Origin of the sequence: Pseudomonas sp. RA_5y_Pfl1_P24, assembly GCF_963970945.1 — a bacterium.
In the GTDB taxonomy this organism is placed as follows: Bacteria; Pseudomonadota; Gammaproteobacteria; order Pseudomonadales; family Pseudomonadaceae; genus Aquipseudomonas; species Aquipseudomonas tritici.
This window is the reverse complement of record NZ_CAXAOJ010000002.1, coordinates 62,760-79,934: the sequence shown is the minus strand read 5'-3', so window position 1 is coordinate 79,934 and position 17,175 is coordinate 62,760. Positions and strand designations below refer to the sequence as shown.

At 58.5% G+C, this 17,175-nt stretch carries 17 protein-coding genes and 1 tRNA gene; 8 read left to right on the top strand and 10 right to left on the bottom strand.

Going from position 1 to position 17,175, the window contains the following annotated elements:
* Window positions 1–27: 27 nt before the first annotated feature.
* Complete coding sequence (locus tag AACY30_RS02945; RefSeq protein ID WP_339539664.1) at window positions 28–951, bottom strand: LysR family transcriptional regulator; 924 nt, start codon at window positions 949–951, stop codon at window positions 28–30.
* A gap of 125 nt (window positions 952–1,076) precedes the next feature.
* Here AACY30_RS02945 and AACY30_RS02940 point away from each other — a divergent pair, with 125 nt between their 5' ends.
* Window positions 1,077–1,823, top strand: coding sequence for a 3-oxoacyl-ACP reductase family protein (locus AACY30_RS02940; RefSeq protein ID WP_339467848.1), 747 nt, complete (start codon window positions 1,077–1,079; stop codon window positions 1,821–1,823).
* Window positions 1,824–1,875: 52 nt separating this feature from the next.
* Here AACY30_RS02940 and AACY30_RS02935 read toward each other — a convergent pair whose 3' ends face one another.
* Window positions 1,876–2,565, bottom strand: a complete 690-nt coding sequence (locus AACY30_RS02935) for an HAD-IA family hydrolase (RefSeq protein ID WP_339467846.1) — start codon at window positions 2,563–2,565, stop codon at window positions 1,876–1,878.
* Between the two features lie 108 nt (window positions 2,566–2,673).
* Here AACY30_RS02935 and AACY30_RS02930 point away from each other — a divergent pair, with 108 nt between their 5' ends.
* Both AACY30_RS02930 and AACY30_RS02925 read left to right on the top strand, forming a co-directional pair.
* Window positions 2,674–3,039: a DUF2784 domain-containing protein gene (locus AACY30_RS02930; protein WP_339467844.1), complete on the top strand. Its 366-nt coding sequence runs from the start codon at window positions 2,674–2,676 to the stop codon at window positions 3,037–3,039.
* 54 nt (window positions 3,040–3,093) lie between these two features.
* Entirely contained in the window at window positions 3,094–3,672 is a 579-nt protein-coding gene (locus AACY30_RS02925) for a DUF4337 domain-containing protein (protein WP_339467842.1), read from the top strand.
* A gap of 130 nt (window positions 3,673–3,802) precedes the next feature.
* On the opposite strand, the gene AACY30_RS02920 is transcribed toward AACY30_RS02925, so the two are convergent.
* Window positions 3,803–4,171 (bottom strand): hypothetical protein, encoded by a 369-nt coding sequence (locus AACY30_RS02920; RefSeq protein ID WP_339467839.1) that lies wholly within the window; start codon window positions 4,169–4,171, stop codon window positions 3,803–3,805.
* Between the two features lie 454 nt (window positions 4,172–4,625).
* On the opposite strand from AACY30_RS02920, the gene AACY30_RS02915 reads away from it, so the two are divergent.
* A complete protein-coding gene (locus AACY30_RS02915) occupies window positions 4,626–4,961 on the top strand; it encodes a hypothetical protein (protein ID WP_339418854.1) in 336 nt (111 codons plus the stop codon).
* 89 nt (window positions 4,962–5,050) lie between these two features.
* Here the strand turns inward: AACY30_RS02915 and AACY30_RS02910 are convergent, their stop codons facing one another.
* Window positions 5,051–6,115, bottom strand: coding sequence for a 2,3-butanediol dehydrogenase (locus tag AACY30_RS02910; protein WP_339468286.1), 1,065 nt, complete (start codon window positions 6,113–6,115; stop codon window positions 5,051–5,053).
* 504 nt (window positions 6,116–6,619) lie between these two features.
* A tRNA-Ser gene (locus AACY30_RS02905) sits at window positions 6,620–6,709 on the bottom strand.
* A gap of 336 nt (window positions 6,710–7,045) precedes the next feature.
* Here AACY30_RS02905 and AACY30_RS02900 point away from each other — a divergent pair.
* The 3 genes from AACY30_RS02900 (at window position 7,046) to AACY30_RS02890 (ending at window position 9,773) form a co-directional block, all read left to right on the top strand.
* Entirely contained in the window at window positions 7,046–7,738 is a 693-nt protein-coding gene (locus AACY30_RS02900) for a crotonase/enoyl-CoA hydratase family protein (RefSeq protein ID WP_339418856.1), read from the top strand.
* A gap of 213 nt (window positions 7,739–7,951) precedes the next feature.
* On the top strand, window positions 7,952–8,674 hold the full coding sequence (locus tag AACY30_RS02895) for a 1-acylglycerol-3-phosphate O-acyltransferase (protein ID WP_339467836.1): 723 nt from the start codon (window positions 7,952–7,954) through the stop codon (window positions 8,672–8,674).
* Window positions 8,675–8,801: 127 nt separating this feature from the next.
* On the top strand, window positions 8,802–9,773 hold the full coding sequence (locus AACY30_RS02890) for a magnesium and cobalt transport protein CorA (RefSeq protein ID WP_339467834.1): 972 nt from the start codon (window positions 8,802–8,804) through the stop codon (window positions 9,771–9,773).
* On the opposite strand, the gene AACY30_RS02885 is transcribed toward AACY30_RS02890, so the two are convergent.
* The 3 genes from AACY30_RS02885 to AACY30_RS02875 form a co-directional block, all read right to left on the bottom strand.
* The gene (locus AACY30_RS02885) at window positions 9,770–10,495 is read right to left on the bottom strand and encodes an amidotransferase (protein WP_339467832.1); all 726 of its coding nucleotides are present in this window, start codon (window positions 10,493–10,495) and stop codon (window positions 9,770–9,772) included. The genes AACY30_RS02890 and AACY30_RS02885 overlap by 4 nt on opposite strands.
* Window positions 10,496–10,577: 82 nt before the next feature.
* Window positions 10,578–12,725: a 3-hydroxyacyl-CoA dehydrogenase NAD-binding domain-containing protein gene (locus AACY30_RS02880; protein ID WP_339539662.1), complete on the bottom strand. Its 2,148-nt coding sequence runs from the start codon at window positions 12,723–12,725 to the stop codon at window positions 10,578–10,580.
* 16 nt (window positions 12,726–12,741) lie between these two features.
* On the bottom strand, window positions 12,742–13,947 hold the full coding sequence (locus AACY30_RS02875; protein WP_339467828.1) for an acetyl-CoA C-acetyltransferase: 1,206 nt from the start codon (window positions 13,945–13,947) through the stop codon (window positions 12,742–12,744).
* Between the two features lie 647 nt (window positions 13,948–14,594).
* Here AACY30_RS02875 and AACY30_RS02870 point away from each other — a divergent pair.
* Complete coding sequence (locus tag AACY30_RS02870) at window positions 14,595–15,395, top strand: c-type cytochrome (RefSeq protein WP_339539907.1); 801 nt, start codon at window positions 14,595–14,597, stop codon at window positions 15,393–15,395.
* Between the two features lie 27 nt (window positions 15,396–15,422).
* Here the strand turns inward: AACY30_RS02870 and AACY30_RS02865 are convergent, their stop codons facing one another.
* Window positions 15,423–16,226 (bottom strand): transglutaminase family protein, encoded by an 804-nt coding sequence (locus tag AACY30_RS02865; RefSeq protein ID WP_339539660.1) that lies wholly within the window; start codon window positions 16,224–16,226, stop codon window positions 15,423–15,425.
* The gene (locus AACY30_RS02860; protein WP_065873938.1) at window positions 16,223–17,173 is read right to left on the bottom strand and encodes an alpha-E domain-containing protein; all 951 of its coding nucleotides are present in this window, start codon (window positions 17,171–17,173) and stop codon (window positions 16,223–16,225) included. Before AACY30_RS02860 ends, AACY30_RS02865 begins: the two co-directional genes overlap by 4 nt.
* Between the last annotated feature and the right edge of the window lie 2 nt (window positions 17,174–17,175).

The window sequence follows — 17,175 nt, the reverse complement described above, 5'->3', positions numbered from 1 at the left end:
ATGGCCGCGCCTCGGTCCACAGTTTGATCAGATGGCACTGAATCGCTGGCTCAGTTGCTGCTCGGCAAACTGCTCGATGATGAAATCCACAAACGCCCGGGTCTTGCCGGGCAGCAGTTTGTGTTCGGCGTAGTAAATGGAGATGTTGCCATCGTCGACATACCAGTCGGGCAATACCCGCACCACGGCGCTACTGTCGAGGAACGGCACAGCCATCGGCATGCTCACCAAGGCAATGCCCAGGCCTTGGCCGCTGGCGCAGCAGGCGGCTTCGGAGTCACTCATGGTCATACTTGGCTTGAGCATCAACGGGCGTTGCTCTCTTTCAATACTGGTCAACTGCCAGGAACGGATGCGACCGGTTTGTGGTGAGCGGATCAGGATGCCCGTGCAACGCGCCAAGTCTTCAGGCGTGTCTACCGGCGGGCGTTGCGCCAGGTAATCCGGTGAGGCCACCAACACGCGGTGCGCGGGCGTGAGCTTACGGGCCACGACGCCCTGGGGCAGCTCAAAACCACCGCCGATGGCTGCGTCAAAGCCTTGGCCGATCAGGTCGACCTGGCGGTTATCGAAATGCCAGTCCGGGCTGATGTCCGGAAAGCGCCGCATGAACGCTCCCAGCAGTGGCACCACATACCGATTGCCGAACACCGGGCCCATGCTGACCTTGAGCGTCCCCACCGGCCGCCCTTCGGCACTGGCCAGGTTGGCCACGGCGTTCTGAATGGTGGTGAGGCTGCCGCTCACTTCTTCGAGAAAGAGCTTGCCGGCTTCGGTCAACGTCAGGCGCCGGGTGCTGCGTTGGAACAAGCGCACACCGAGACGCGCCTCCAGCTTGGCAACGCTTTTTCCTACCGCTGCCGGGGTCAGGCTAAGGTGCCGCGCCGCCTCGGCAAAGCTGCCCCCTTCGGCGCTGCGCACAAAGCATTCGATACTGCCAAAGCTTTCCATGCCACTTACTCTAAACTTTTGGTTTACACAGACTATAGCAATCACGGTCTACCGACGGGGGCGGGTGAGGTCGATACTCGGTTCCAACAACAAGGCATTCCGCCTTGAACAGTTAGGAGATCGACATGACCACACAAGACCTCAGCGGTAAAGTCGCCTTGATTCAAGGCGGTTCCCGCGGCATCGGCGCCGCCATCGTCAAGCGCCTCGCAGCACAGGGCGCAGCGGTTGCCTTTACCTACGTCAGCTCAGCCACCAAGGCCGAAGCGTTGCAGAACAGCGTGATCAGCGAAGGCGGCAAAGCCCTGGCGATTCATGCCGACAGCGCCGATGCCGGCGCGATCCGCAACGCAGTCAACGCTACAGTCGAAGCTTTTGGGCGCCTGGATATCCTGGTGAACAACGCCGGCGTGCTGGCCATTGCGCCGCTGGAAGATTTCAAGCTGGAAGATTTTGACCAGACCCTGGCCATCAACGTACGCAGTGTGTTTATCGCGACCCAGGAAGCAGCCAAGCACATGGGTGAAGGTGGCCGGGTGATCAACATTGGCAGCACCAATGCCGAGCGCATGCCGTTTGGTGGTGGTGGCCCCTATGCAATGAGCAAGGCGGCGCTGGTCGGCTTGACCAAAGGTTTGGCGCGGGATCTGGGGCCTCGCGGGATTACCATCAATAACGTGCAGCCTGGGCCGGTAGATACTGATATGAACCCGGCGAACAGTGATTTTGCCGAGAGTCTGATTGGGTTGATGGCGGTGGGTCGGTATGGGCATGTCGAGGAGATTGCCAGCTTTGTGGCCTACCTTGCAGGGCCGGAGGCTGGGTACATCACCGGTGCAAGTTTGACTATCGATGGTGGCTTCAGCGCATAACAAATGTGGGAGCAGGCAAGCCAGCTCCCACATTTTTTTGACCGCGTTTTGGTCAGGAGAGCGGCGGCAGGCCGTAGGCGGCCAGGTCGAAATCCGCGAGTTTGCGGATGATCTGGTCGGCGTGGTGGTATTTGCTGTCGGCCATGGCTTCATCCGGCACGGCGATGGCGGTCATGTGGGCAGCCTTCGCGGCGGTCACGCCGAAGGGCGAATCTTCGAATACCAGGCAATCCTGGGGCGCAACGCCCAGGCGGCGGGCGGCGGTGAGGAAAATGTCTGGCGCAGGTTTGGCGGCGCCGACTTCCGGGTCGTCAGCGGTGACGATGGTGTCGAACAGGGCAAACCATTCGCGGTGCAACGTGGTCTTGTGACCAAACGAATTGCGCGACGAACTGGTGCCCACAGCAATCGGAATATTGTGCGCTTTCAGGTGCCGCACCAATGCTTCGGCGCCGGGCATGCCCAACGCCTTGGGGAAGCGCTCGCTCATCAGCGGTTCACGGATCTTGAGAAACTCGGCCGGTGTGATCGGCAAATCCAGCGCCTTGACCACGTAGTCGGCCAAATCCTGAGCGCCACGCCCGATGATGTGCTGCTTAATGCTCCAGTCATAGGTACGGTCGTAGCGTTCGGCGATGATCTGCGTGACTTCGGTGTAGATGCCTTCGGTGTCCAGCAACAACCCGTCCATGTCGAAAATCACGGCCTTGATCGGACCGACTGCGGTATGCGGTGCATTCATCACTACAGAACCCTGGAGGAAGGACTAAAAGGATTCAGCACAATAACGGCCACGCTTGTCAGCTAGCAACCCTTTAGACTATCCACCTCCCCTTTCGAAGTGTCCGCGATGCTCTACCGCCTAGCCGCCGACAGCCTGGTGCTGTTCCACCTGACTTTCATCCTGTTTGTACTGTTTGGCGGCCTGCTCGCGCTTAAGTGGCGTAGTGTGATGTGGTTGCACTTGCCTGCTGCTGTATGGGGCGTGGCCGTCGAGGTGTTTCACCTGCCTTGCCCATTAACCCGTTGGGAAAACCTGTTTCGTCATCTCGCCGGGCAGGACGGTTATGGCAGTGGGTTCATCGAGCATTACATCCTCATACTCATCTACCCCGCCGGGCTGACCCCACAGATCCAATTGGGCTTAGGCGCGCTGGTGCTGATGATTAATATCGCGGTGTATGCGCGGTTGATCCGGCGTTACGTACAGGCTTGAGACAGCTTCGCTGGTGAAGAATCAGACTCCCTCATTCCCTTCATAGACGCCGCCATGTCCGAAGCCTTCGAAGTCCCCAGCCCCCACGAAAAACACGTCGAACACACCACCGAACATGCCCACGGCCGCGGGGACAATTTCGCCAGTCGTATCGCCGTGATGACCGCCCTCATGGCCACCCTCGGCGCCATGCTCAGCTACCAGGCCGGCTCCACGGAAAGCGAAGCGGCGATGGACAAAAACAACGCCGCCATTTTCAAGACCGAAGCCGCCAACCAGTGGAATTACTACCAGGCCAAATCCAGCCGACAAAACCTCGCGGAACTCGCCACGCACATTCCAGGTGTGGACGCGGTGCATTACAAGGAAGAGATCGAGCGCTACAAGGGCCAGAAGGAAGACGTGCGCAAGCAGGCCGAAAAGCTTGAAGCCACGTCAACGCAGTGGGATGAGAAGTCGGAGCAGGCGCTGCACCAGCATCATCGCTGGGCACAGGCGATGACGGCGATACAGATCGCGATTTCGTTGGCGGCGATTACCTTGCTGACGCGTAAGGAATGGCTTAAACGCCTGTCATATACGGCCGGTGGCGTAGCCGTGGTGCTGGGCAGCCTGGCGTGGCTGCATATCTGACATAGCGCAGGCCAAAGGTAGGAGCTGGCTTGCCTGCGATGACGGACCATCACTCAACATCATCGTTGACTGTCACACCGTAATCGCAGTCTGGCCAACTACCAGATCTACTGACTTGCGCTGAACTGAATCAGGCCCGATTCGCCGCTCTGCTGTGGTGGAAGTACAAGTAAGCCAGCCCAACTGGCGCAATGAAAATAGCCATGCTCCAGCAGATCGCCATGGTGAACACCTTGACGATCAGCATCAGAATCGCATTCACGAAGAACACGTTGTTGCCAAAGATGTAATCCATGATGCTTTCGTAAACGAAGCGTGCGTAGGGGTAAAGCACGCTGTTGACCACGCAATAAAACAGAGCACCCATTGTGAACACTCCGGTTTTCGAGTGGGTAAGCGCGGTATAGATCAGCACGGGAAAAATCAGCCCGAACAGAAAATTGCGAATGTAGTACTGGGCAGAAAGCCCGCCGAATGTCTTGCGAAGCACCGGATGCATTTAGATCCCTCTGAATGGCGTGTTGGAAAGGCGGCGACCTTAGCAAGTCCTGGAATTCATGACCAGCATTTGTAATGCCCTTTGCCATCACACCGCGATAGCGTAAAACCTCAAACAAATCCGTCCCGTTTATCCATCTATCTACAAGGAAGTACTCGTGCGGGCGCCGGGGGAAACCATTGTTATCGACAACGTACTGCTGATGGGTGCGGCTGGAAACCTTCCGGGCTGACGTCTTCGGAGTGGCCCTGGTTGCTGGGTGCCATTGGGTTGGTTGCTGGACTGGTGAACTGCAGCCTCGCGCTCTATCTGGTTCTCCTGACTGTTTTTCCGATTACATGCAGGTATCGGAACATGAAATCTTCAGGCAATTGATTTCAATATGTTGCCCGAGCAACTAGAGTAGCGCCCCCTCGAGAATTGGATCTCGATATTTAGTCCATGGAGTTACACAGTGAAGTACGTCAGTAAAGCAGTTGCCGCAGCCGTTCTTGGTCTCGCCCTCGCAGGTTGCACCGGCACCGCTATCAAATCCCCGCAATACGACAGCAGCCAATACACTGTGCTGGGTCACAGCGAAGCCAGCGCCACTGGCATCATGCTGTTCGGCGTCATCCCAATCGGCCAGAACAGCCGTTTCGTTCGCGCCCAGGATGCTGCCATCAAGGCAAAAGGCGGCGATGCGCTGATCAACACTCAGATCCAGGAAAAATGGTTTTGGGCCTGGGTGCTGAGCGGTTACACCACCAAGATTTCGGGTGATGTGGTCAAGTTGAAAGCTGCGAAATAACGCAGTACGCATAAAAAAACACCGGGCATTGCCCGGTGTTTTGGTTTTTTGAATGTGGATTTAATGAATCACGTCCCCCATCACTCGTTTCAGACTCGAGCGGGTGACACGATGATTTTCACATTGTGCTCCTTGTTGTTGACCAGTTCCTCGAAGCCCTGACCCACGATCTGTTCCAACTGAATGCGCCCAGTCACCAGCGGTGTGATGTCCAGCCGTCCATCCGCGATAAAAGCGATCACGTCAGCGAACTCGCCGTTGTAGGCCAGTGCACCCAGTACCTGCTTTTCCGTGGCCACCAACTCGAAAAAGTTGAACTCGCTGGGCTCCTCGAAAATCCCCACCAGTACGCACTTGCCGGCCTTGCGGATCAAATCGATCGCGAGCTTGGCCGTGTGTTTGTTACCGATGCATTCGAAACTGACATCCGCCCCGAGCCCACCCGTCAGGCGTCGTACCTCAGCCATAACGTCGCATTGATTGGGATCGAGCACATGCGTCGCCCCCACTTCCAGGGCCTTGGCCTTGCGGGATCCGGACATTTCCAGAGCGATCACCTGAGCCGCACCGGCCGCTTTGGCGCACATGATGGTGCACAGGCCAATGGTGCCGGCACCGACCACCACCACGTGTTGCCCGAGTAGGCTTCCGGCTTTTTTCACCGCGTGCATGCCCACTGCCAGCGGCTCGATCAGTGCCCCCGCTTCGGCCGGAAAGTTCGCCGGCAACTTGTACAGCAGGTTGGCTGGCACATTGACCAGTTCGGCGAAGGCACCATTGTTCATCAACCCAGTGAACGCCAGATTCTCGCAAATGTTGTACAGCCCGTGGGTGCAGTAGTAGCACGTGCCGCAATGTTGGCACGCATCGGCCGCCACCGGTTCGCCGACACTGAAGCCCTGCACACCGTCACCGAGTTCGACGATCTCGCCACAAAACTCATGACCGAGAATGCATTGGCCCTTAATCCCGGTCAGCGGGTGCGGAGCGTCAACCGGTATGAACACCGGCCCCGCCACGTACTCATGCAAATCGGACCCGCAAATTCCGCACCATTGCACACGGATCTGCACCCAACCAGCAGGCGGCGAAATCGGCAGCGGAACATCCTCGACACGAATATCATTGCGGCCGTGCCAGACAGCGGCACGCATGCTGCGTTGCGGTTTGATCGAAAGGGTCATCGCGACATCTCCTTGAGACGGTTGGTCCTGGCGCCCCGCAACCGTCCGCCGGCAGAGGCCTCAGTGCTATTGCACAGCGGCCAAAACCAGTCGATTGAGCGAGACATCGGGCACTTCTTTTTATTATTGGTTGACCAGTCGGGCTGGGTACTGGAGGCAGAGCAAGGCCGGTGCCAGATCCGCAAAAACACCTGGGCAACCCTTTTTTAGAGCGGCGGGATGGGTACTCAAGAATGGCGAGGATCGAGTTCAGGTGAGACGCTGCAGGTCAGACCAGATTAGGTAGACACGAGACGGTGAGACGTTGCGTCTCAGCGCTAGGCGCGAGGAATGAAGCAAGTAGGGATCAATGAAGACGGCCATACCAGCAGCCTGTGTTCCCATGGATATTCCCATATGGGCCTTTTTTGACCTTCTGAAAACACAAAACCCCTGAAAACTTTTACGTTTTCAGGGGTTTTGTCGTTTCAAATTTGGCGGTGAAGGAGAGATTCGAACTCTCGATACAATTTCTTGTATACACACTTTCCAGGCGTGCTCCTTAAGCCACTCGGACACTTCACCGTATCTCGTCAAACCAGTTCAGTCTGTCGAGGCGCGCTAATGTAGTCGAAAGCCTTTCTGATGGCAAAGGTTTTTTTCAGAATTTTCATGCGGTTAGCCGGTTATGCCTGGACGCATCCGGCGAGGGGTGGTGATTGTGCCATTCTCAGGCATCAGCGGCGCGCGTCTGGGGCAGTCATTGAGCCCTGCCCCAGGCATTCCAGCCGCCTGTGTGCGGGAAAAGTCTGACTGGCCAGTCAGTCACAGCGCTTTACCGGCGCGGGCGTGGTGGGTAACGTCTGCGCATGCACGTCTATTAACAAGCCTTCTATAACAAATCCTACAAGGAACCGCGTCATGAGTGAGTTGATTGCCTACCACCTCGAAGACGGTATCGCGACCCTGACCTTGAGCAACGGCAAGGTGAATGCCATTTCTCCTGCTGTGGTCAGTGCCTTTAATGAAGCGCTGGACCAGGCGGAGAAGGACCGGGCGGTAGTGGTGATCACCGGCACGCCGGGGATTCTGTCGGGTGGTTATGATTTGAAGGTGATGACTGCCGGCCCTAAAGAAGCAATCGGCCTGGTGACGTCGGGTTCGACGTTGGCGCGTCGTCTGTTGTCGCACCCGTTTCCGGTGATTGTGGCGTGCCCTGGGCATGCGGTGGCCAAGGGCGCGTTTTTGCTGTTGTCGGCGGATTATCGGATTGGGGTAGAAGGCCCGTTCAGCATTGGCCTGAACGAGGTCGCGATTGGCATGACCATGCACCACGCGGGTATCGAGTTGGCGCGGGATCGGCTACGCAAGTCGGCGTTTCACCGTTCGGTGATCAATGCCGAGATGTTCGACCCACAGGGTGCACTGCAAGCTGGCTTCCTCGATAAGGTGGTCGCACCGGAGGAGTTGCAGGCAGCGGCGCTGGAAGCAGCGCGTCAGTTGAAGAAGCTTAATATGAACGCCCACAAGCACACCAAGTTGAAGGTGCGCAAGGAACTGCTGGAGGCCTTGGACGATGCAATCATCCACGACCAAGGGCATATCCTGAGCTAAACCCCTACATCTGATACGCCAGAGCCCGACCTTGAGTCGGGCTTTTTCTTAGACTTCAAACCGAACGATCTTCAGCCGCTCTAGCCTGCCAGTGTCGGCAGATGTTGAAACATGCACTAAAACATCGGCTATCTCCTACCTATACCGGGGTAATTGCCGAATCCAGTGCACATCCGTACACTGCGCCACCTTTTGTCTCCATAGGCCGTGTCGATGCTTTATCTGTTGCGTATGTTGTTGATGAGCCTGCACTTTATGCTCGCCGGTGTGCTGGGTGTACTAGTAGGTATCTGCCGGCCATTCAATCCGGACAACAGCCGCCTGTGTGCCTACCTTTACGCGCTGCCGGCCATGTGGATTCTGCGTTTGAACGTAAAAGCCGATGTGGACTCGCTGCGCAATAAGCCCGGCACCTGCGTGGTGATCGCAAACCACCAGTCCAACTATGACCTGTTCGTCGTTGGCAATGTGGTGCCGTACCGCACGGTATGTATCGCCAAAAAAAGCCTGAAATGGGTGCCGCTGTTCGGCCAGTTATTCTGGCTGGCGGGCAATGTGTTGATCGACCGGGGCAATGCGCACAAGGCGCGCCGTGCGATGCTCACCACGACCCAGACGCTGCAACATAAAGACACGTCGATATGGGTGTTCCCGGAAGGTACGCGCAACCTGGGTAACGGTTTGCTGCCGTTCAAGAAGGGGGCGTTCCATATGGCGATCGCGGCGGGTGTGCCGATCGTGCAGGTGTGTGTCAGCAATTACGTCACTCACATGCGGCTTAATCGCTGGAACAGTGGTGATGTGCTCATACGTTCGTTGCCGCCAATTCCTACTAAAGGCATGACGGTGGATGACATCCCGGCGTTGATGCAGGCTTGTTATGCGCAGATGGATGAATGCATTGCGCGGATGGATCGCGAGTTGCGGGCGGCCTGAATAACGATCGTGGGCGGTTCGCACCCCAGCGCGAGCAAGCTCGCTCACAACAACGGCAGCTACAACGGAACGCCATTCAAGCTAAGCTGCCCAACATCTGTCCCCCCAATAAGAAGTGATCAGCACCATGGGTAGAGTTGTTGCGGCCGCCGTCTACAGCGCCGGTAAGAAAGTCTCTGATATAACCCTCGACGAAGGCGCCGCCTGGGCCGCCAAACCCGGTCACTTTGTATGGATCGGCCTGGAAGAACCCAACGCCCAGGAACTGGCCAACTTGCAACGCCAGTTCAACCTGCATGAGCTGGCCATCGAAGACGCTCTGGAAAAACACAGCCGCCCCAAGCTTGAAACCTTCGGCGATGCACTGTTTATCGTCACCTATTCACCGGTGCGCGAGAACGGCAAGCTGGAGTTTATCGAAACCCATATTTTTGCCGGTAATGGCTACATCATCACCGCACGCAACGGTCACTCGGCGTCCTACGGCTTTGTGCGCCAACGCTGTGAGGCGCGACCGCTGTTGCTGGAGCATGGGGAAGATTTCGTACTCTATGCGCTGCTGGATTTTGTCACCGAGAACTACCAGCCGGTGAGTGAAGCGATCCATGCCGAGATCGATGAGCTGGAGCGTAACGTGCTGTGCAGTTCGCTGAGTGAACGCGACATCCAGAAGATCCACGGCCTACGTCGCGACGTGCTGCGGCTCAAGCGTTACGTGGCGCCGATGGTGGAGATCAGCCAGGAGCTGCAGAAGCTGAGTTTCCCGTTTATCGACAAGAACATGCGCCCGTATTTCCGTGACGTGCAGATCCACGTGACACGGCAGATGGAAGACCTCACCACCCTGCGCGATATCGCCAGCCAGACCATCGAGATCGGTGTATTACTGGAGGCCTCGCGCCAGAGCGTGGTGCAGCGCAAGTTCGCCGCATGGGCGGCAATCCTGGCGTTCCCCACCGCGGTGGCGGGGATTTATGGGATGAACTTCCAGAACATGCCCGAGCTGCACTGGCACTACGGCTATTTTGCGGTGCTCGGGTTTATTGCGGCCGGTTGCACCGGCCTGTGGGCCAGCTTCAAGCGTTCGGGATGGCTTTAAACCCGGGCCTCGGGCTGGTGTGCCACAAAGCGCATCATCCATTCCGCCACAGTGGTGCCGTGGTGGTCGCGCTCAAGGCTGGCGACACCGTTTGTGTAGACCTTTTCACCCAGCGTTGTCTGAAGAATCTCCAGCAATTCGCGGGAATAGTCGTGGATAAATTCCGGGTGGCCTTGGAAGCACAGCACTTGATCGCCGATGTGGTACGCGGCGAACGGGCAAAACGCGCTGGACGCGATGACCGTGGCGTTTTCCGGCAGCGTGGTCACTTGGTCCTGGTGGCTGATCAATAGCGTCAGCTCTTCCACTTCCGGGCTCATCCACGGCGCCTTGGCGTCGAGCTTGTAATCGTGAATGCCCATGCCCCAACCCTGGCCGGCGCGCTCGGTCTTGCCGCCGAGCAGCAGTGCCAGTAACTGGTGACCGAAGCAGATACCGAGCAGCTTATCGCCGCGCTCGTAACGCTTGAGCAGATAGGTCTTGAGGGTCTGGATCCAAGGGTCGGTGCCGAAGGAGTCGGCCTTGCTGCCGGTCACCAGGTACGCGTCAAACACTTCATCGTCCGACGGGTATTCGCCATTCACCACGTTGTACACGACAAACTCGGCGGGTATAGGTTGCTTGGAGAACAGGCGCTTGAACATCTGCCCATACCCTTGGTATTGATCGATCAAGCCTGGACGCAGGATATCGGTTTCCAGGATACAGACGCGTAGCGACATAAAAAATACCTGACACGGTGATGGGAATAATGCACACCCCAGAGCCTGCCTTGAAATACCCCTTCAAGGCAAGCCCCCTTGATCACCGGAACACGTCACCCTCGGCAGCTTTTTCCAGCAATAAAGCCGGCGGTGTGAAGCGTTCGCCATACTGCTCGGCCAGATAGTGCGCGCGGGCGACAAAATCGTTCAGCCCATATTGGTTGATGAACTGCAAGGCGCCACCGCTCCAGGCCGCGAAACCAATGCCGAAAATCGACCCCACGTTAGCGTCCGCCGTGGACATCAACACCCCCTCCTCTAAACACCGCACGGTTTCGATGGCCTGGATAAACAGCAGGCGGTCGCGCACGTCCTGTGGCGAGATGCGTTGATCGGCCCGTTCAAAGCGGCTTTTCAGCTCCGGCCACAGGTACTTCTGCCCGCCGTTGGGGTACTCATAGAAACCGCCTCCCGCCGCCTTGCCTGCGCGTTTGTATTCGTTGACCAAAAGGTCGATTACCGCTGCCGCCGGATGCGCTGGCACTGCCTTACCTTCCGCCTGCAGATCCTTGGCCGTCTGCTGCCTTATATGGCTCATCAGGCTCAGAGATACTTCATCCGACACTGCCAGCGGGCCCACCGGCATGCCGGCCTTGCGCGCTTCGGTCTCGATCATCGGTGCGGACACGCCTTCGCCAAGCATGGCGATGCCTTCGTTGGTAAAGGTGCCGAACACCCGCGAGGTGAAAAAGCCACGACTGTCGTTGACCACGATCGGGGTTTTCTTGATTTGCAGTACGAAATCGAAACCGCGGGCCAGGGTTTCGTCTGAGGTATGCGCTCCTTTGATGATCTCCACCAGTGGCATCTTGTCCACCGGGCTGAAGAAATGCAGGCCGATGAATTTGCCTGGATCCGGCACTGCTGTAGCAAGCCCGCTGATGGGCAAGGTGGAGGTGTTGGAAGCAATCACCGCATCGGCACCCACTACGCGTTGCGCTGCGGCGCTGACTTTAGCCTTGAGTTCGCGATCTTCGAACACGGCTTCGATAACCAAGTCGCAGCCGGCCAGGTCTGTATCGGAGGCCGTAGGATGAATCCGCGCCAAGATTGCTTGCCGTTGCTCAACGCTCAGTTGCCCACGGCTGACCTTTTTGTCCAGCAGCGCCGCAGAATGCGCCTTGCCCTTCTCGGCGGCCGCCAGGTTGACGTCCTTGAGCACTACTTCGACGCCTGCACTGGCGCTGACATAGGCAATGCCTGCGCCCATCATCCCAGCGCCGAGCACACCGACTTTGCCGGTGATGCAAGGCGCGAATCCCTGCGGACGTGAACTGCCGGCGTTGATCTCGTTTAGCTGGAACCAAAAGGTGCCGATCATGTTTTTCGCCACTTGCCCGGTCACCAGCTCGGTGAAGTAGCGAGTCTCGATGAGCTGCGCCGTGTCAAAATCTACCTGGGCACCTTCAACGGCGGCGCAGAGGATTTTCTCCGGGGCCGGGAAACAGCCATTGGTTTTACTGCGCAAAATCGACGGCGCAATTGCCAGCATCTGCGCAATTTTTGGACTGGACGGTGTGCCGCCGGGCATTTGGTAAGCCTTGGTGTCCCAAGGCTGCTTTGCATCCGGGTTGGCCAGAATCCAGGCGCGGGATTTGGCCAGCAGCTCTTCGCGGTTTGCCGCCAACTCATTGATCAACCCGGCTTGCAGCGCCTGTTGTGGCCTGACTTTTTTACCTTCCAGCAAATACGGCAGAGCCTTTTCCAGCCCCAGCATGCGCACCATGCGCACTACCCCGCCGCCGCCCGGCAGTAGGCCCAAGGTGACTTCCGGTAAGCCAAGCTGCACTGACTTGTCATCCAGCGCGACGCGATAGTGGCACGCCAGGCAAATCTCCCAACCACCTCCCAGAGCCGCGCCATTGATGGCAGCCACCACGGGCTTGCCGAGGTTTTCCAGGCGGCGCAGTTGCGCTTTCAGCACCAACACACCGTTGTAGAAATCCTTGGCGTGGGGCTTGTCGACCTTGATCAGTTCATTGAGGTCGCCACCGGCAAAAAACGTCTTCTTCGCCGAGGTGATCACCACCCCGGCAATGCTGTCCCTTTCCGCCTCCAGCCGCTCGACCGTTGCCGCCATGGCCCCGCGGTACACGCCGTTCATGGTATTGGCGCTCTGGCCGGGCATGTCGAGGGTCAGCACCACGATCCCGTCCTGGCCTTGTTCGTAACGAATTGCTTGGGTCATGACATATTCCTTGGGCTCAGAGGCGTTCGATGATGGTGGCGATGCCCATGCCACCGCCGACACATAGCGTGGCCAGGCCGTAGCGCTGCTGGCGTACTTCCAGCTCGTCGAGCAAGGTGCCGAGGATCGCGCAACCGGTGGCGCCGAGCGGGTGGCCCATGGCGATCGAGCCGCCATTCACGTTGACCCGCGCAGCGTCGATGCCCATGTCCTTGATGAATTTGAGCACGACAGCGGCAAACGCTTCGTTGACCTCGAACAGGTCGATGTCTTCGACACGCAAGCCGGCCTTGGCCAGCGCTTTGCGCGTTGCCGGCGCGGGGCCGGTGAGCATGATGGTGGGGTCGGTGCTGGTGACCGCCGTGGCGACGATGCGCGCGCGCGGTTGCAGGCCCAGCTCGCGGCCCATGGCCTCGGAGCCGATCAGCATCAGCGCGGCGCCATCGACGATGCCGGAGCTGTTGCCGGGAGTATGTACATGATGGATGCGCTCAACGTGGCTGTAGACCCGCAACGCGGTGGCGTCGAAGCCCATCTGCCCCATCATTTCGAAGCTCGGCTTGAGCTTGCCAAGTCCTTCGAGGGTGGAATCGCCGCGGATGAATTCGTCTTGGTCCAGCAGCACAATGCCGTTCTGGTCCTGCACCGCGATCAGCGATTTGTTGAAGGAACCGTCTGCACGCGCCCTGGCCGCTTTCTGCTGCGAATGCAGGGCAAAGGTGTCGACGTCCTCTCGGGTGAACCCTTCCAGGGTCGCGATCAGGTCAGCGCCAATGCCCTGGGGGGTGAAATGGCTGTGCATATTGGTTTGCGGGTCCAGAACCCAGGCGCCACCATCACTGCCCATGGGCACGCGGGACATGGACTCGACGCCACCGACCACGACTAAGTCTTCGAAGCCGGAGCGGACTTTCATCGCACCCAGGTTGACCGCTTCCAGGCCTGAGGCGCAGAAGCGGTTGACTTGTACACCGGCAACGCTGATGTCCCAATCCGCCACCAGAGCGGCGGTCTTGGCAATGTCGGCGCCCTGATCGCCCACCGGGGTCACGCAGCCGAGCACGATATCATCCACTTGATGGGTGTCGAGGTCGTTGCGCCGGGCCAGCGCCGTGAGCAAACCAGCCACCAGGTTCACTGGCTTGACGCTGTGCAAGGCGCCGTCCGCCTTGCCTTTGCCACGGGGCGTGCGTATCGCATCAAAGATCAAAGCTTGGGTCATGACGTCCTCGAACCGCTGTGCATGGATGCCTCTACCTTAGGCCCGATTGACACGGTTTCAATGACGGATGCGCTCATTGCTTTTGACCCCCACGCTCGGACGAACGGTAGCCTCCTAAGGTAATTGCGTGATTAATCGTTTTAGCTGTCTAGCCAAGGCATTGGCGCCAAGATGGCGTTATGCCTCATGCCTATTTAAGCTGAACTGCTGATTGACTGATATGAAATAGGTCTAAGCCACGAAGAACGAGGGCTCTAAGGTTGAATCAGTAAGAAGCTGCTGCCGGGTTTTGCTGGAGCAGCTGTAAGAAAAGTGACACGTCATCTCGCCATACTGAAATAAAACCGGCACGCATTTGACGCTCAGAAATAACAACAAAAGGCAGTCAGCCATGTTCAAACATTCGAAAGTACGTCAGGCGGGACTTATTCTATTCGCCACCACACTGATCCTGATCTTGCCCAACTTGACCAAGGTTATTGGGTGACTCCTCAACACTCACATTCCGCGCCTACACAGCACCGGGTTTGCCGCTTTTGGCAGCACCTGCCGGGACATTGCGCATAGCGGTCCTGCAGGGGCTGCCTTTTTATGTATGGATTTCCGGTATCGTGAGCACCCTCGCCACTGCACACCGGGCCTCCCTCTTGAAAGCCATCTTCGCTCTATTCGCCTTGCTGATCGGCCTGCCCGCGTCGGCGGCGCAATTGACCATCGAGCTCGACCACAGCAGCAAGACCTGGCAGACCGCCGACTTGCTCAAGCATCCGCACGCGCAAACGGTGCAGATCGTTGATGACGTTTCCTACAAGCGCACTATGACTTATCGGGCAGTGCCGCTGGCCTTGCTCCTACCGGGACTGAAACCTGAGAGCCACCTGCAGGCTGTTGCCTTGGATGGTTTCGCCGCCGAACTCACGGCCGCACCGCTGCTGGAAAAACAGGCCGCACGTGCCTGGCTGGCGGTGGAAGATCCCGCTCAACCGTGGCCTGCATTGACGGAAGGCAAACCGAGTGCCGGGCCGTTCTATCTGGTGTGGACCGATCCGCAAGCCGGGCATATCAGCCCTGAGCAGTGGCCGTTCCAGATCTCAGGGATCAAACAATTGAAGACCGTGGCGGAGCGCTTTCCGGCGTTATTGCCCGACCCGAAACTGGCGGCCAATGACCCGATCAATCAGGGCTTTGCGCTGTTCCAGAAAAATTGCCTGGCCTGTCATCGCCTCAACGGTGCCGGTGACGCGCAGGTGGGGCCGGACTTGAATATTCCCTATAACCCCACCGAGTATTTTGGCGGTGATTTCCTCAAGCGCTATATCCGCGACCCACAGAGTTTGCGGCATTGGCCGCAGGCCAAGATGCCAGCATTTGCGGCCAGTGTGTTGCCGGATGGTGAGCTGGATTTGCTGGTGAGGTATTTGAAGCATATGGCGGGGCGTAAATTGTAGAGCGGGTTTGCCCGCTCACTACATCCGTTATTGCTGCTGGACGGAAATCACCGGCGTCGGCGCCACAAACACCTTGGCATGCATCTGCTCATGCCCACCGCCCCGGCGCATGCCGCGTACCGGGCAAGCATCGAGGTAATCCAACCCCACCGCCAGTTTCAAATGCCGCTCCGGCCGGGCCAGTTGGTTGGTCACATCAAAGCTGTACCACGCGTCATCCAGCCAGGCTTCGGCCCAGGCGTGGCTGGCCAGGTGCGTACTGTCCTCAGTGTACAAATACCCCGACACATAGCGCGCAGGGATCCCAAGGCTACGCGCACACGCCAGGAACGCATGAGTGTGGTCCTGGCACACGCCTGCACGGCCAGCGAAGGCCTGGGCGGCGCAGGTGTCGACGTCGGTCGCGCCAGGCGTGTAGACCATCGACTGGTTAAGCGCATGCATCAAATCAATCAGCGCTGTACGGTCGCGGCGTTGATGGCAGTGCTGCTGGGCAAAGCCGCGCAGGGCGTCATCAGGCTCGGTCAGACGGGTGCAACGCAGGAACGGGAACGCCGACTGGCTCTCATGTTCGGCCTCGCGCAACTCGTCGATATCCACCTGGCCGCGGGCGCCGATGATGATGGCGTCGTGCGGTTCATCCAGGGTCAGCACGTGCAGGATGTTGCCGAACGGGTCCACCTGGGCGCGCACCGGACGCGGCAGGTCGAGCTCCCAACTGAGTACGCGCTGGCGCTCGCTGTCGTGAGGTGTAAGACGCAGGTACTGGATGCTGGCGCGCACTTGGTCTTCGTAGTGGTAGGTGGTTTCGTGGCTGATGGAGAGTCTCATGCGGCCTCCAGGTAGGAACTGTAGATGGCGTCGCCCAACTGGCGAACCAAGGGAATGAAGTCGGTCAGCCAGGCGTGCAGGCCTTCCTCGAGGATTTCATCGATGGCGGTAAAGCGCAGGCGCGCGTCCATCTCGGCGGCCAGGCGCTGGGCCGGTCGGCCATTGAGGCCGGGCAGGCTGGCGAGGATCTGGTCAATTTCTTCGCTGCAGGCGCGTAATGAACGCGGTACGTCGGCGCGTAGCAGCAGTAACTCCGCGACCTGCCGGGCGCCGGGGGCATCACGGTAAATCTCGGTGTAGGCCTCGAACGACGACAAGGCGCGCAGCAAAGCGCTCCATTGATAGTAGGCGTGGGCCGTGCCATCGCTGACGGCTTCGGCTTGGTCGCCGGCCATTTCATAGCGGGCGTCCAGCAGGCGCAGGGTGTTATCGGCACGTTCGATAAAGGTGCCCAGGCGAATGAACCGGAACGCATCGTTACGCATGATGGTGCCGTAGGTGGCACCACGGAACAGGTGGGACCGTTCCTTGACCCACTCACAGAACCGGCTCATGCCATAGCGGCTCAAGCCCTGCTGAGCGATGTCACGAATATCAAGCCAGGTAGCGTTGATGTTTTCCCACATGTCGGCGGTAATTCGCCCACGCACCGCATGGGCGCTCGCCCGCGCTGCGCCGAGACAGCTGTAGATGCTGGCCGGGTTCGCCGCGTCCAGGGCAAAAAAGTGCAACAGCCGTTCGGCGTGCAACTCGCCGTGGCGCGCGTGGTAATCCTCCAGGGTGCCGGTGATCAACAGCGGCATGGCCAGTTCATGCAGGCCATCACCGCGCCCATCTTGAGGCATCAGCGACAGCGAATAGCTGACATCAAGCATGCGCGCGAGGTTTTCCGCGCGTTCCAGGTAGCGCGACATCCAGTACAAATCCGATGCAGTTCTACTCAACATGG